At 63.2% G+C, this 14,872-nt stretch carries 7 protein-coding genes; all 7 read left to right on the top strand.

Annotation, left to right across the window (positions count from 1 at the left end):
- Window positions 1–204: 204 nt before the first annotated feature.
- Window positions 205–2,562, top strand: coding sequence for a Tat pathway signal protein (locus AB6O04_RS11315; protein ID WP_368564020.1), 2,358 nt, complete (start codon window positions 205–207; stop codon window positions 2,560–2,562).
- A 636-nt stretch (window positions 2,563–3,198) separates the two neighbouring features.
- Entirely contained in the window at window positions 3,199–6,039 is a 2,841-nt protein-coding gene (locus AB6O04_RS11320) for a TonB-dependent receptor (protein WP_368564155.1), read from the top strand.
- A 94-nt stretch (window positions 6,040–6,133) separates the two neighbouring features.
- Window positions 6,134–8,503: a beta-L-arabinofuranosidase domain-containing protein gene (locus tag AB6O04_RS11325; protein ID WP_368564021.1), complete on the top strand. Its 2,370-nt coding sequence runs from the start codon at window positions 6,134–6,136 to the stop codon at window positions 8,501–8,503.
- A 90-nt stretch (window positions 8,504–8,593) separates the two neighbouring features.
- Complete coding sequence (gene lexA, locus AB6O04_RS11330) at window positions 8,594–9,214, top strand: transcriptional repressor LexA (RefSeq protein ID WP_368564022.1); 621 nt, start codon at window positions 8,594–8,596, stop codon at window positions 9,212–9,214.
- On the top strand, window positions 9,214–9,834 hold the full coding sequence (gene imuA / locus AB6O04_RS11335) for a translesion DNA synthesis-associated protein ImuA (protein WP_368564023.1): 621 nt from the start codon (window positions 9,214–9,216) through the stop codon (window positions 9,832–9,834). The genes lexA and imuA overlap by 1 nt, the downstream gene beginning before the upstream one ends.
- A 10-nt stretch (window positions 9,835–9,844) precedes the next feature.
- The gene (locus tag AB6O04_RS11340) at window positions 9,845–11,266 is read left to right on the top strand and encodes a DNA polymerase Y family protein (protein ID WP_368564024.1); all 1,422 of its coding nucleotides are present in this window, start codon (window positions 9,845–9,847) and stop codon (window positions 11,264–11,266) included.
- Between the two features lie 388 nt (window positions 11,267–11,654).
- Window positions 11,655–14,768, top strand: a complete 3,114-nt coding sequence (locus AB6O04_RS11345; RefSeq protein ID WP_368564026.1) for an error-prone DNA polymerase — start codon at window positions 11,655–11,657, stop codon at window positions 14,766–14,768.
- Window positions 14,769–14,872: the final 104 nt, after the last annotated feature.

Below are 14,872 nucleotides of genomic sequence, written 5' to 3' on the forward strand. Positions count from 1 at the left end.
GCGGAAGCGACTACGTGTGGTCCACGGCAATCCGTCATGACCAAAACGCGGAGATGGGCGCCGTGGTCAAGGCCTTTCCTGCGTGCCGGCGCCGCCTAGCAGAGCCATCTATGCGGAATTCCACACTCATGCGCGGCTGCGCCGACAAGACATCGTCGGGTGCGCGTGGTCGCATAGCGCAACCCACGTCCGGGAGCATGGCAAGTGGATAGACGACAGTTCCTGCAGCATGGACTGGCTGCGACCGCGGCAACAGCTGTCGGTGCCGACGGCCTGACGGTGGCCGCGACCGCCGCCACGGCCGCGAAAGTTCCGAAGCCGACGTTGCAAACGCCCACGGAGAACGCACTCCAGGGCCACACACGTCTGTGCGCATTCCAGGAAGACGGCGTCGACTGGGTCGTGTACGAGGACCTGCGCACGTCGGAAGGCGCCATCAGCTTTGTGTGTTCGCAGGGCGTGCTGACGCTGGGCAAACGGACCGAAGCCGCTTTTCCCAGCGACAAGCCGCCGTACTTCGACATGAAGCTCGCTGAGGTGGCGTTGGCCGATGCCGATTTGCTGGCTGACCGTCTGCTGCGCAACGGCGATCCCTCCTTCGAGGAGGTCCGCGACGTCGCGCCTCCTCCGGCTTCGTTGCTGGATCCCAAGGACCACGATGGACGTTGGCCATGGACAACCTTCGTCGGCACCCGGGAAGCCATCGATACCATGCCGATCCTGCCCAACGGCCGCAGCCGCACCTGGCGTCCGGAGCATGCGTTCGCCGAACTCGGCGAGGTTCCGCTCATCAAGCGCCGGCATGAAGGCTTGCTGGGCGGATGGATGCCGGCGGTGCACAAGGTGATGCCGGTGTCGTCGACCCGCCATTACGACCTGCTGGTGTTCGCCGATGTGAATGCGGATGATCGCTTTATTGTTCAAACCTGGCACCGCACTGTGCTGGTGGAAAACGGCAAGGCAACGAAGACGGTTTACACCCACAGCTATCCCGACTATCCACCGCGACGCGGCGGCGCGACCGCCGAGGATTTCTATCGCGGGCTGCTGGCATTCGCCGGCTATTGGCAACATCTGCTGAGCGATACCGTCGAGGCCAGCGTGCCGGATGCGAGCTGGAACGACATGGCTCGCTTCGCCTTCGCGCGCGAGCTGGTGGTGCGCCCGGGCGGCACGTATCCGAAGTACGGCGCGGTGGATCGCGACTATTACGGCAACGAGTACGACGGCTTCCAGGACACCTTCACCAGTTCGCTGTACGCCAATCTTGAGTGGGGTCGTTTCGAACAAGCCGCGGCGGTGCTGGACGGATATTTCACTGATTTCGTGCAACCGGACGGCATGCCCAACATGCGCGGGCCGGAGACCGGACAGTTTGGCCTGACCCTGTCGCTGATGGCGCGCTATCTTCACTACACCGGCGATGTCGCGCTGTTGCGCAAGCATCGCAACAAGATCGAAGCTACCGCGCACATCCTCGAAGAACTGCACGAGCAAAGTCTCAAGTTGCCGCCCAGTGCGCCCGGCCACGGCCTGATCCATGGCTGGAACGAATCGGACGCCTGTCTTTTCCCCGATCCAACGTTGTGGTGGAAACCGTACTACGCCAATAGCGCGATGGCGGCACGCGGACTGGCGGACATCGCGCCGGTATGGGCGCGCGTTGGCGGCGCCGACGCGGCGGCCACCGCAAGACGCTGGCGCGAGCGTGCGCAACAGCTGACTGCTCAGACCGAGCGCACGCTACGTGCCAACGTTCGCCACGATTTGAAGCCTCCATATATCGGCCCGCTGCCGGGCGTGAAACTGACCTTCCGGCAGTCCCTGCTGCGGGAAAAACCGAGCGAGCAAGGATGGCCGCACCGTGTCTATGCGGAACTGCTGCAGGCCGACGTGCTGGCGGACGACCTGGCGAACCTGGTGATCGATTGCGTGCGCGGCCATGGCGGCACCAGCCTGGGCGTGGTCGCCAACATCGCTCCGCCCAGCGCCGACGCGCGCGACCTGCTCGGCTTCATTTCCTACGGCTATGCGCAACAGCTGCTGCGCTTGGACCGGATCGAGGAATATCTGCTGTTCCTGTACGCGCATCGCTGCCACGTGCACACCCGCGGTGGTTGGACTGCGGGCGAGGTAAGCGGCATCACAGGCGGCATGCCATTGTTCTGCATGCCGGCGCAGATGACGATTCCGCTGCTGCTGCGCTGGATGCTGGTGTTCGAAGACAGCGCGGGCGGGCAACTATATCTGGGGCGCGGGGTGCCGCGTGAATGGCTGGGCAGCGGCGAGGCCATCGCCATCGCCGATGCGCCGACACGGTGGGGCAAGGTCGGCTTTCATCTACGTGCCGATACACAAGCGCACCGCATCGATGGCCACGTCGATCTGCCCGCGGCGGCGCCCGATGACATCTGGCTTAGTCTGCGTCTTCCTATCGGAAAGCGCCTGGTCCGTGCGCTGGTGAACGGCGTGGAAGTGCCGCCGGGTGGCCGGCACGGCGATGCGCTGCCGATTGCCGGACGTCCTGGGAAGCGCATTGAGTTGCAGGCTTTTTATGCGTGAATGTGCCGGTATGCGCCGTGGGGAGCTAGCCCGTGGTGGCCGCGGACCGGAAAACATGCCGTATTCCGCATCCAACGGTGATATTTGCGACAAGACGCGTGGCCATCGTGCATGCACGATGAGATTAACGTGAGCCCATGACGCACGCGTGACGTTCACGCGCTGTCGGGACCGTGTAGCCCAAGCCACCCACCTAAGCTGGAGGTGCGATACGAAAGCGAATGCCTGTTGGGAAACAACCATCGAGGTAGCCGGCGAATCATTCCAGCGGTAGTCGGCGATAGTTCGGCGGCAACTTCGATAGCAACTTCGATATATGAGAGCAGTCGGTCGTGGCGTATCCACGCTGGTGATCGGCTATGCGGCCTTCGCGCGCAAAGACGCGGCAGGCCGGCGACAGGATGTTTTTCCCCGCATCGCCATTGAAGGATGCGATGGAATTCCAGGCGTTTTTTCTTGTGCTGGCGCAAGCCGGTAGGGGCGCCTTTTGCCAAAAAAATCCCAAACAACCGAGTCGTCGAGGAGATATCCATGCGGTCCGCCGAAGTAGTTTCGTCTTCCCCCACGTGCTTTAGTGATGCGTGCTTTAGTGATGAATTCTCCTCCTGGTCGGCTTCGCTCACCCGCGCACCGCTGATGAAGGCCATTACAGTTGTTCTGTCGCTGGCGTCTGCCTGCGCGGCGCAAGCACAGGAAACGCCACCGGCCGACAGCGCCGATACCACCCAGACCTTGGACAGCGTCACGGTCACCGGTTCGCGCATCCGCCGCGTGGATACCGAAACGGCCAATCCGGTGACCACCATCAACCGTGAAATGATCGAAGCCACGGGCAAGGCGACACTGGGCGATCTGATCCAGGAGCTACCCGCCATCGCCGGCAATGCCACCAACCCCAACGTCAACAATGGCGGCGGTACCGGCGCATCGGCGATTTCGCTGCGCGGCCTGGGTGAGAAGCGAACGTTGGTATTGGTCAACGGCATCCGGTTGGCTTACAACGATGTCAACAGCATTCCGGCCACCATGGTGGAACGCGTCGAAGTGCTGGGCGACGGCGCATCGGCCGTCTATGGTTCCGATGCCATCGGCGGCGTGGTCAACTTCATTCTTCGTGATCGCTTTGAAGGCGTGCAGGTCAGCGCCGACTACGGCCAGACCACGCGCGGCGATGGGGCTCGGCGCAACTATTCATTGACGGCCGGCCACGCCTGGGACCGCGCCAGCCTGGTGGGCGGCGTGTCGTACCACAAGATCGATGAGGTATCAGCGGCGCAACGCGCGTTCTCCCGGGATGCGCTGAACCTGGTGAACGGCGAGGCGGTCAAGCAGGGCTCCTCGGCAACACCCTACGGCACCATCAGCTTCAATGACGGTTCCGCGGAAGCCGCTGCCCTGGCCGCGGCCGCGGGTTGTTCACGGGTCACGCTGGACAGCGCCACCGGTGCCGGCTCGACAACGCCAGGCGACTACCACTGCTACGACGCCACTGCCGATTCCTACAACTACCAGCCCTTCAACCTGCTGCAGACGCCGCAGGAGCGCACCAACGCGTTCGTGCTGGGAAGTTATCGGTTGACCGACAACATCGAGGCCTACGCCAACGCGTACTTCACCAAGACCCAGTCGGCATCGATCATCGCGCCGGTGCCGATCTTCGCCATCGGCGACAATTTCCTGGTCTCGGAGAACAGCTACTACAACCCGTTCGGCATCAACTTCGGCGCCGATCGGACCACCGGCCAAACCTACAACACCTTCAATACCCGGCTGGTGTCGCTGGGAAATCGCCAATACGAATACAACACCTACAACCTCCAGACCAATGTCGGCCTGCGTGGCAGTTTCGGCGACAGCTCCTGGCAGTGGGACGCCAACTACAACTATGGGCGGGTCCGGCAGAAATCGGTCAACAACGGCTTCCTGAACTATGCCGCGTTCAATCAAGCGGTGGGGCCGTCGTTCCTCGACAGTGACGGTGTGGTCAAATGCGGCACGGCAGGCAATGCCATCGCCGGCTGCACGCCCATCAACATCTTCAACACCAACGACCCGGATACGGTGGAGGCGTTGCAGGCCATCGTGGTCAACCCAATCAGCACCAGTACCTACACCGTCAAGCAATTCGAGGCCAATGCCAACGGCAATCTGTTCGAGCTACCCGCCGGTACCGTCAATCTGGCGGTAGGTGTGTCCTATCGCAAGGAAAGTACATCGACCCGGACCGACGAACTGGCGGTGGCCAACCTGGAAGGGCTGTGTGGCATCGTCGAATTCTGCACCACGGTGTTGACGGGTAGTTTCGAAGTGAAGGAGGTCTATGCGGAAACACTGATCCCGCTGCTGGCCGACATGCCCTTCGTGCATTCGCTGAACCTGTCGGTCGGCACACGCTTCTCCGACTACGATTCGGTCGGCAGCACCACCAACAGCAAGCTGGCGGTGGAATGGCGCCCGATCGAGAACCTGCTGCTGCGCGGCACCGTGTCGGAAGTGTTCCGCGCGCCCAACATCAACGAGCTGTACGCGGGCATCGGCGGCGATGCGGCTTCGGCCATCGATCCCTGCAACGGCTATACCGGTGGCAACGACGTGGCCTGCGAGAACGTGCCGACCGACGGCAGCTACCAGCAAGCCGATCCGCAGGTATCAGGGCGTACTTCGGGTGCGTTGGTGGCTGGCTACGATGGCCTGAAGCCAGAAACCGGAAAATCCTACGACTTCGGCGTGGTCTACGATCCTTCCTGGGCGGAAGGCTTGTCGTTAAGCGCCGACGTTTGGCGCATCAATCTGGAGGACACCATCGCCACGGTGTCGGCGCAGACCGTGCTCAACCAGTGCTACGCGAACTCCGCCAGCGCGTTCTGCCCGCTGATCCACCGCAACGGCAACGGCACCATCTACTACATCAGCGAGCCGACCGTGAACCTGGGCAAGCTGTGGACCAAGGGCGTGGATTTCGGCGTCCATTACCGGCTGCCGGAAACCGCTTGGGGCAATTTCAACGCCAGTTTCAACGGGACCTATGTCGCCCGTTACGACATCAATCCCGATCCGACCGACGCAGGCACGGTGGTGATCCACAGCGCCGGCAAGTACACCTACTCTTACGGCAACTTTCCGCGGATACGCGCGTTGGCCGCTTTGAACTGGAGCCAGGGGCCCTGGAGCGCCGCCTGGCGCACCCGTTATGTCGGGCATACGTCGATAGGCAGTACCGATGCACGCCAGAATCTCTCAGCCGATTCCGCGCTGCCCGCTGTCGAACGCGCGGTTGGCTCGCATGTCTATCACAGCCTGCAGGGAGGTTACGATTTCAGCGACTGGCATACCCGCGTCGATGTGGGCGTGGATAATCTGAGCGACAAGCAACCGCCTTTGTTCTACAACAACAACGCCAACAACGGTAATACCGATGTGATGACCTATGACGTGCTGGGCCGCTTTGTATGGGCGCGTGTCACCGTGACGTTCTAGCGTCTATGGCCGGCGTTTGCTTCAGGCCATGTCGGATTCACCCGCCGTCCGCGCGTATCGTGCGGACGGCGTTCTAGCTGGGGAACAGATTGCGATGAACCTTCATCTTTCGCGCCGCCGCTTCATGGCCTGGAGCGCGCTTACCGCCGCCGCCGGATTCGCCAGATTTCCTGTGGATGCCGCCGCATCGACGCCGCAACGCGTCAAGCCGCTGCCGTTGCGCGACATACGCTTGAAACCATCGATGTTCCTGGACTCGCTGGAAACCAATCGCCGCTATCTGCATGCGCTGGAGCCGGACCGGCTGCTGCATAACTTCCGCCAACACGCCGGCCTGGAACCGAAGGCACCGGTATACGGCGGATGGGAAGCGGACACCATCGCCGGGCATACGCTGGGACACTATCTGAGCGCTTTGTCGCTGATGCATGCGCAGACCGGGGACCCGGAATGCCGGCGCCGCGCCGACTACATCGTCGGCGAGCTGGCGCTGTGCCAGGCGCGCAGCGGCGATGGCTACGTGGCCGGCTTCACCCGCAAGACCGATGCGGGCGAAATCGAGGACGGTCGCGCGCTGTTCGAAGAAATCATGCGCGGCGACATCCAGGCCGCGCCGTTCTATCTCAATGGCAGCTGGGCGCCGTTGTACACCTGGCACAAGCTGTTCGCCGGGCTGCTGGACGCTCACGTCCATTGCGGCAACGTGCAGGCGTTGTCCGTGGCCGAAAAACTGGGAGGCTATGTCGACGGCGTCTTCGCACAGTTGAACGACGATCAGGTGCAGCAAGTGCTCGGTTGCGAATTCGGCGGGCTCAACGAATCTTTCGTCGAATTGCACGCACGCACCGGCGAGGCTCGCTGGCTCAAACTGGCGGAACGCCTGCGTCACCGCGAGGTGCTGGATCCTCTGGTCGCCCAGCAAGACCGCCTGGCACGGCTGCATGCCAATACCCAGATACCCAAGCTGATCGGCATGGCCCGCCAGTTCGAACTGACCGGCGATCCGGAACCCGCCGCCGCGGCGCGATTCTTCTGGCATACCGTGGTCGCGCATCACACCTATGTGATCGGTGGCAATTCCGACCGGGAATATTTCCAGACGCCGGATTCGATTTCCCAGTTCGTGACCGAACAAACCTGCGAGCACTGCAACAGCTACAACATGCTGAAGCTCACCCGGCACTTGTATCAATGGACGCCGCAGGCTTCCTACTTCGACTACTACGAACGCGCGCTGCTCAACCACGTCATGGCGCAACAGCATCCCGGAACCGGCATGTTCGCCTACATGATGCCGTTGATGTCGGGCGAGGCGCGCAGCTTCTCCAAGCCCTTCGACGATTTCTGGTGCTGCGTCGGTTCCGGAATGGAAAGCCATGCGCAGTTTGGCGACTCGATCTACTGGCACGGCGACGACGCATTGTTCGTCAATCTCTATATCCCTTCAAGACTTAATTGGGCCGAACATGGCCTGATATTGGAGCTGGATAGCACGCTGCCATTGGGCGGCGCGGTCGGGCTACGAGTAATGGAGGCATCGGCACGGGTACCGACGCGCATCGCATTACGGATCCCGGGGTGGGCATCAGCCTGGACGTTGAAACTCAATGGTCGCGCCGTAAAAGCAAACCTTGCCGACGGCTATGTCAGCGTTGAACGACGCTGGCGAACTGGCGATACGCTGAGTCTGGAGCTACCGGTGGAGTTGCGGTTGGAAGCGACGGCGGACGATCCGCATACCGTCGCGATTCTGCGCGGTCCGTTGGTGATGGCTGCCGACCTGGGCGCTTCGGCGCAACCCTACGACGCACCGGATCCGGTCCTGGTCGCCGACGGCGACGTGCTGGAGGGATTCCAGCTTCAGGATGAAACGGGACGTTACTCGGCACCCGCGGTGGCGCGGCCGGGACCACTGACCTTCGCGCCGTTCTATGCCCAACACGATCGCCGCAGTGCGGTCTATTTCAAGTTGCTGGATCCAGCCGGATGGGAAGAAGCGCTGGCGGCAAGGCAGGCGGAAGCCGATGCGCTCGAACGATTGAACGCGCAGGCCCTGGACCGCATCCAGTTGGGCGATGAACCTTCGGAGCAAGCGCATGGACTGCGCAGCGAGAGTTCCTACAGCGTGTCCTATCGTCGCCGCAGTGGGCGCGATGCCCGCACCGGCGGCTACGTTGAATTCGATCTGCGCTCCGCGTCCGGCCCGCTGTCTCTACGGCTGCGCTACTGGGGTGCGGAATACCGGCGCCGGTTCCGGATCTTGGCCAACGGTCAATCAGTGGCGAACGAAGTGCTGGATGGAAACCGGGGCAGCAAGTTCGTCGACGTGGACTACCCGATTCCCGCCGCCGCGTTGACCGGCAAAACCCTGCGCATCCGCATCGAGCCGGAGAAGGGCTATAGCGCCGGCCCGGTGTTCGGCTGCTGGCTGTTGCCCGCGCCCGCGACATCTCAGGTGGGTTAAGGGCAGCGAAAACGGCGAAACGAACCGGCTTCCGACCGGCTCTCGATAGAGCTCGCCAAGTCCCGGCGCATGGTGTACAAATGTACACCCATGATAGAACTCACTCCTAAACGTGCCGCGGTACTGGCTTTCATCCGCCATCGGGTGGAAGTGCTTGGCCTGCCGCCCAGTCTGGCGGAGATCGCCGGGGAGTTCGGCTTCGCGTCGCGCAATGCGGCGCAGAAGCATGTGCAGGCGCTCGCCGAGGCTGGCCTGATCGAGCTGGCGCCGCACCAGAAGCGCGGCATCCGCTTGGCGGGTGGGCAGGGGCGTGCCGACCTGTTGACCCTGCCGGTGCTGGGCCGGGTGGCGGCGGGTACGCCCATCGGGGCGGATATTGGGTTAGGCAGCGGGTTGGACCCGCAGTGGGTGCTGGACCGCCGGTTGTTCTCGCTGACGCCCGATTACCTACTGAAGGTGCAGGGCGATTCGATGATTGGCGACGGCATCCTGGACGGCGACTTGGTCGGCGTCCATCGCACCGCGGAAGCGCGCAACGGGCAAGTAGTAGTGGCGCGGGTGGATGGCGAGATCACCATCAAGCGGCTGGAGCGCGGGCGCCAGCGTATCCGTCTGCTGCCGCGCAATCCCGAACATGCGCCGATCCTGATAGAACCGGATCAGGACTTCGCCATCGAAGGCGTCTACTGTGGCCTGGTACGCCGGGGCTGATGGGCGCCGTTGTTGCCATCGATACCTTGCTGCAGGAGCGGCGGGTATGGAAAGGCCAGCCGGCGGCGCTGCCGCCCAGCGCGCAGCCAACCGGCTACGCCGCGCTGGATGCGGCATTGCCCACAACGGGTTGGCCCGAACATGCATTGACCGAACTACTGATCCCCGCCGATGGCATCGGCGAGCTGCGCCTGCTCTGGCCCAGCCTGTCGCGGCTGACCCGCGCCGGCCAGCGGGTGGTGCTGGTGGCGCCGCCGTACATCCCTTATCCCCAGGCCTGGCGAACCGCGGGCGTGGACCTGCGGCAGCTGCAGATCGTCAAGGCGCAAGGCCGCGATGCCTTGTGGGCGAGCGAACAATGCCTGCGCTCGGGCAGTTGCGCAGCGGTGGTGTGCTGGCCGCAGAATGTGGACGATCGTGCACTGCGACGCCTGCAAGTGGCGGCCGAATCCGGCCAGGCGCTGGGCTTCGCCTTCCGGCCGTTGAAGGCTTCATTGAATCCTTCGCCGGCAGCGCTGCGTTTGGCGCTCGATCTGCATCCGCCACAACTGCGGGTGCTGAAATGCCGGGGCGGCATGGCACCGCCGCGCCCCATTCCCTTTACTGCCTTCGCCGCGTGAGGATGACGCCGTGCGCTGGGCTTGTATTCTGCTGCCGCAACTGGCGCTGGACGGTGTCCTCCGCCGCCAGTCCGACCCGTCCGCGCCGCTGGCGCTGATAGCAGGCACGCCGCAGCGGCGCGTGCTGCATGCGGTCAATCCGTCGGCGCGCGCACTGGGTCTGCGTCCGGGCATGTCGCTGACCGCCGCGCAGGTAATAGCACCGGGTTTCGCCACGGTGGAATACGACGCTGATGAAGCGCAACGCGGACACGTCTTGCTTGCTGCCTGGGCTTATCGTTTCAGTTCGCTGGTCAGTACACAGTACGCACACGCGTTGGTGTTGGAAGTCGAAGCCAGCCTGCGCCTGTTCGGGCCGTGGCCGCGCTTTGAAGCGCGCCTGCGCGAAGAATTGAGCGAACTGGGTTTCCGCCATCGCATCGTGATGGCACCGAATCCCGCAGCGGCACGCGTGCTGGCCAATGCGCATAACGGCATCGCGCTATTGAGCGACGAAGCCCTGCGTAATGCCTTGGGCCAACTGCCGGTGGAACGTGCAGGCTTTGCGCGCGAAGTAGCGGTGGCCTTCGAGCGCATGGGCCTGCGCAAGCTGCGGCAGGTCATGGCGCTGCCGCGAGACACACTGGTCCGGCGGTTCCCGAAAGACGTGCCGCAGCACCTCGACGAACTGTTGGGCGAACGCCAAGTGCCGTTGCACTACTACGCGCCACCGGATCGCTTCGATACACGCATCGAGCTCGGTTACGAAGTCGAATCGCATCAGGCCCTGTTGTTCCCGCTTAAGCGGCTGACCTCCGATCTGGCCGCCTTCCTGGCCGGCCGCGATGGCGGCGTGCAGCGGTTCGAGCTGCGATTGGAGCACGAAGACCATGCCGACACCGCCGTTGCGGTGGGACTGCTATCGGCCGAGCGCGATCCGGGGATGTTGTTCGAACTGGCGCGTGGCCGTTTGGAGCAGGCGCAGGTACCCGCACCAGTACGTGCCGTGCGGTTGGTGGCCGAGGAGTTGCCGCCGTTCGTGCCGGCGCATCGCGAGTTGTTCGACGAACGTCCTCAGCAGGCGATGCCGTGGGAACAGTTACGCGAACGCCTGCGCGCGCGCCTGGGCGATGATGCGGTGCATGGCCTGCGCGTGCATGCCGACCATCGTCCCGAGTTCGCCTGGCGCGCCGAGGAAGGCAAGGGACAGGAAGACGCACCATCGCCGCCGCGTCCTGGCTGGTTGTTGGAACGGCCTATGCCGTTGCGCGACGTCGCACCGCGCATCGTCGCCGGTCCGGAGCGCGTGGAATCGGGTTGGTGGGACGACGGCGATGTGCGCCGCGACTACTACATGTTGGAGACGCGGCTGGGACAGCGTGCCTGGGCATTCCGCGTGGCGGGCGAGGAAGGCGCCGATGCTCCCTTCATGCTGCATGGGTGGTTCGCATGAAGTCTTATGCCCTCACCTCAGTTTTCTCCTATGGAGAAAAAGCAGCGGAGCGAGCTCCGCTTTATGTAGAGCCGAGCTTGCTCGGCTGCTGTTCGCACGGCTTACGTAAAGCAAAGGCAGCGGAGCAAGCTCCGCTCTACGTGGGGCTGGGCTTGTTGCATCCCTTTGAAGGGCTCGGCTGTTGTTTGTGCGGTGCACGTAAAGAACAAGCTGCGGCGCGAGTTCTGCTTTGCGTAGAGCCGAGCTTGCTCGGCTGCTGTTCGTGGGGTGCACATAAAGCGAAAGCAGCGGAGCAAGCTCCGCTCTACGTAGCGCCGAGCTTGTTGCATCCCCTTGGGAGATTCGGCTGCTGTTCGCGCGATGCACGTAAACCGGGGAGGAGGCGTTCTTGCGCAGCATGAATCCCGACTATGCCGAACTGCATTGCCTGTCCACCTTCAGTTTCCAGCGCGGAGCTTCCAGTGCGCAGGAGTTGTTCGAACGCGCCAAGCGCCATGGTTACCAGGCGCTGGCGATCACCGACGAATGCACGCTGGCCGGTATCGTGCGTGCCTGGCAGGCCGCTGGGGAAACGGGTTTGAAGCTGATCGTCGGCAGCGAGATGCAGATCGAGAACGGCCCCAAAGTCGTGCTGCTGGTGGAAAACCGCACCGGCTATCAAGCGCTGTGCCAGATCATCACGCGTGCGCGCCGTCGCGCCAAGAAGGGCGAGTACCGCCTGCTGCGCGAGGACTTCGATGATATGCATGCCGGACTGCTGTGCCTGTGGATACCCGAGTCCGTGCCGGACAGGAACCACGGCGAATGGCTGAAGGCGACCTTTCCGCAGCGCCTGTGGCTGGCGATAGAACTGCATCTTGGCCCGGATGACGCAGCGCGCTCCACGCAATTGCAGTCGCTTGCTACGCAGCTGGAAATTCCCGCCGTCGCCAGCGGCGACGTGCACATGCATGCACGCGGCCGGCGCGCCCTGCAGGACGTGATGACCGCCATTCGCCACCGCGCCACGGTAGCCGAATGCGGGCATCGGCTGTTCCCCAACGGCGAACGCCACCTGCGCACGCGACAGACATTGGCGAAGCTTTATCCATCGGAGTTGATGCAGGAAACGCTGCGCATCATGAAGCGCTGCACGTTCGACCTGAAGGAAGACATCAAGTACGAATACCCGCGCGAACTGGTGGCGCCGGGACATACGCCGGCATCCTGGCTGCGCGAACTGGCCAGGCAGGGCATCCATGCGCGCTGGCCCGATGAGCCGCCCGAGAAGCGCCAGGAACTGATCGGCAAGGCGCAGGTACTGATCGAAAAAGAACTTGGCATCATCGCCGAGCTCAACTACGAGTCTTTTTTCCTCACCGTGCACGATGTGGTTCGCTTTGCGCGCGGCCAGGGCATTCTGTGTCAGGGGCGCGGTTCGGCGGCCAATTCGGCGGTGTGCTATGCGCTGGGCATTACCAAGATCGACCCGGCCCGAATGAATCTGCTGTTCGAGCGGTTCCTGTCGGTGGAACGCAAGGAACCACCGGACATCGATGTGGATTTCGAACATGAGCGCCGCGAAGAAGTCCTGCAATACGTGTTCGATCACTACGGACGCGACCGCGCGGCGTTGGCGGCGGTCGCCACTACTTATGGCGGACGCGGCGCACTGCGCGATGTCGCGCGCACGCTGGGGCTGCCGATGGATGCGGTGAAGCAGCTGACCGGCACGGTCGGCCATTGGAGCGACAGCATTCCGGCGCCCGAGCGTCTGCGCGAAGCGGGCTTCGATCCTGAAAGCCCTTTGCTGCGCAAGATACTCATCCTGGCCAGCGAACTGATCGGCTTTCCGCATTACCTGTCTCAACACCCGGGCGGCTTCGTCATTTCCGAGCATCCGCTGCATACGCTGGTGCCGGTGGAGAACGCCGCCATGGACAACCGCACGGTGATCCAATGGGACAAGGACGACCTGGAAATGCTGGGCCTGATCAAGGTCGACGTGCTGGCGCTGGGCATGCTCACGGCAGTGAGCAAAACGTTGGAACTGATCAAGCGGCACCGCGGTCGCGAACTGACGCTGGCGACCATTCCGGCCGAAGATGAAGAAACGTACAAGATGATCCAGGCTGCCGACACCATCGGCGTGTTCCAGATCGAATCGCGTGCGCAGATGGCGATGCTGCCACGCCTGAAGCCAAAGAATTTCTACGACCTGGTCATCGAAGTCGCCATCGTGCGGCCTGGCCCTATCCAGGGCGACATGGTGCATCCGTATCTGCGCCGGCGCGACGGACTGGAGCCGGTGACTTATCCGAAAGAGGAGTTGCGCAAGGTATTGGGGCGCACGCTGGGCGTGCCGCTGTTCCAGGAACAGGTGATGGAACTGGCCATCGTCGCGGGCGGCTACAAACCGGGTGAGGCCGATCAGTTGCGCCGCTCGATGGCGGCATGGAAGCGCCATGGCGGGCTGGAACACCACCGCAGCAAACTCATCGATGGCATGTTGGGCAACGGCTATGAGCTTGAGTTCGCCGAGCGCATCTTCGAACAGATCAAAGGCTTCGGCGATTATGGATTTCCAGAAAGCCACGCCGCCAGTTTCGCGCTGATCACCTATGCCAGCTGTTGGCTCAAGCGGCACGAACCGGCGGCCTTCGCTTGCGCCCTCATCAACAGTCAGCCGATGGGTTTCTACAGCCCGGACCAGCTGTTGCAAGACGCGCGCCGGAATGGCGTCCCGGTGCGGCCTGTGGATGTGCGCTACAGCGACTGGAATTGCACACTGGAAGAAGACGGCCGCAGCCGGAAGCTCGCGCTTCGCCTGGGACTTCGCATGGTGCGCGGATTCGACGAAGCAGCGGCACAACGCATCGAACAGGCACGGGCGCAGCGTTCGCTTTCAGATGTCACCGATCTCTGCCAGCGCGCCGATCTGGACGCGCGCGATCGCAATCTGTTGGCCGATGCTGGTGCACTGAAAGGATTGGCGGGGCACCGGCACCGCGCCCGCTGGGAGGTGGCTGGCGTGGAAGCGCGGCGGCCTTTGTTCGACGGCCTGGCCGGCACTTCGGAAGTCCAGGTGCGCTTGCCGCTGCCTTCCGTGGGCGAAGACCTGCTGACCGATTACGCCATGATCGGCACCACGTTGGGACGGCATCCGATGTCGCTGCTGCGTAGCCGCCTGCGCGCGCGGCGCCTGCGTGATTCGCGCGAGTTGGCGCAGATAGCGCATGGGACGCAGGTCGCGGTTGCCGGTATTGTCACCGGTCGCCAGCGGCCGCAAACCGCAAGCGGCATCACCTTCGTCACGCTGGAAGACGAGCACGGCATGGTCAACGTGGTGGTGTGGCATCACCTGGCCGAGCGCCAGCGGCGGGTGCTGATCGAATCTCAGCTGATGGAAGTCCGCGGACGACTGGAAGCGGTGGACGGCGTTCGCCATCTGATTGCGCAGCGATTGCAGGACTTGACGCCCTGGTTGGGGGGGCTGGACTCGCGCAGCCGGGATTTCAAGTAACGGCGATATCGAAAAGAACTTCTAGCGGTGTGGCGTTTGCGTTGCTCCCCAAGGCCTGTGTCTTGATCTAAACAAACGTTTCACCGAGTTCTCACTCTTTCATG

The organism is Pseudoxanthomonas sp. UTMC 1351, from assembly GCF_040948865.1.
Taxonomy (GTDB): Bacteria; Pseudomonadota; Gammaproteobacteria; order Xanthomonadales; family Xanthomonadaceae; genus Pseudoxanthomonas_A.

Excerpts from the sequence above, each read along its gene's own strand:
- AB6O04_RS11320 (WP_368564155.1), top strand. The coding sequence starts at position 3,199 with ATGAAGGCCATTACAGTTGTTCTGTCGCTGGCGTCTGCCTGCGCGGCG.
- AB6O04_RS11325 (WP_368564021.1), top strand. The coding sequence starts at position 6,134 with ATGAACCTTCATCTTTCGCGCCGCCGCTTCATGGCCTGGAGCGCGCTT.
- lexA (WP_368564022.1), top strand. The coding sequence starts at position 8,594 with ATGATAGAACTCACTCCTAAACGTGCCGCGGTACTGGCTTTCATCCGC.
- imuA (WP_368564023.1), top strand. The coding sequence starts at position 9,214 with ATGGGCGCCGTTGTTGCCATCGATACCTTGCTGCAGGAGCGGCGGGTA.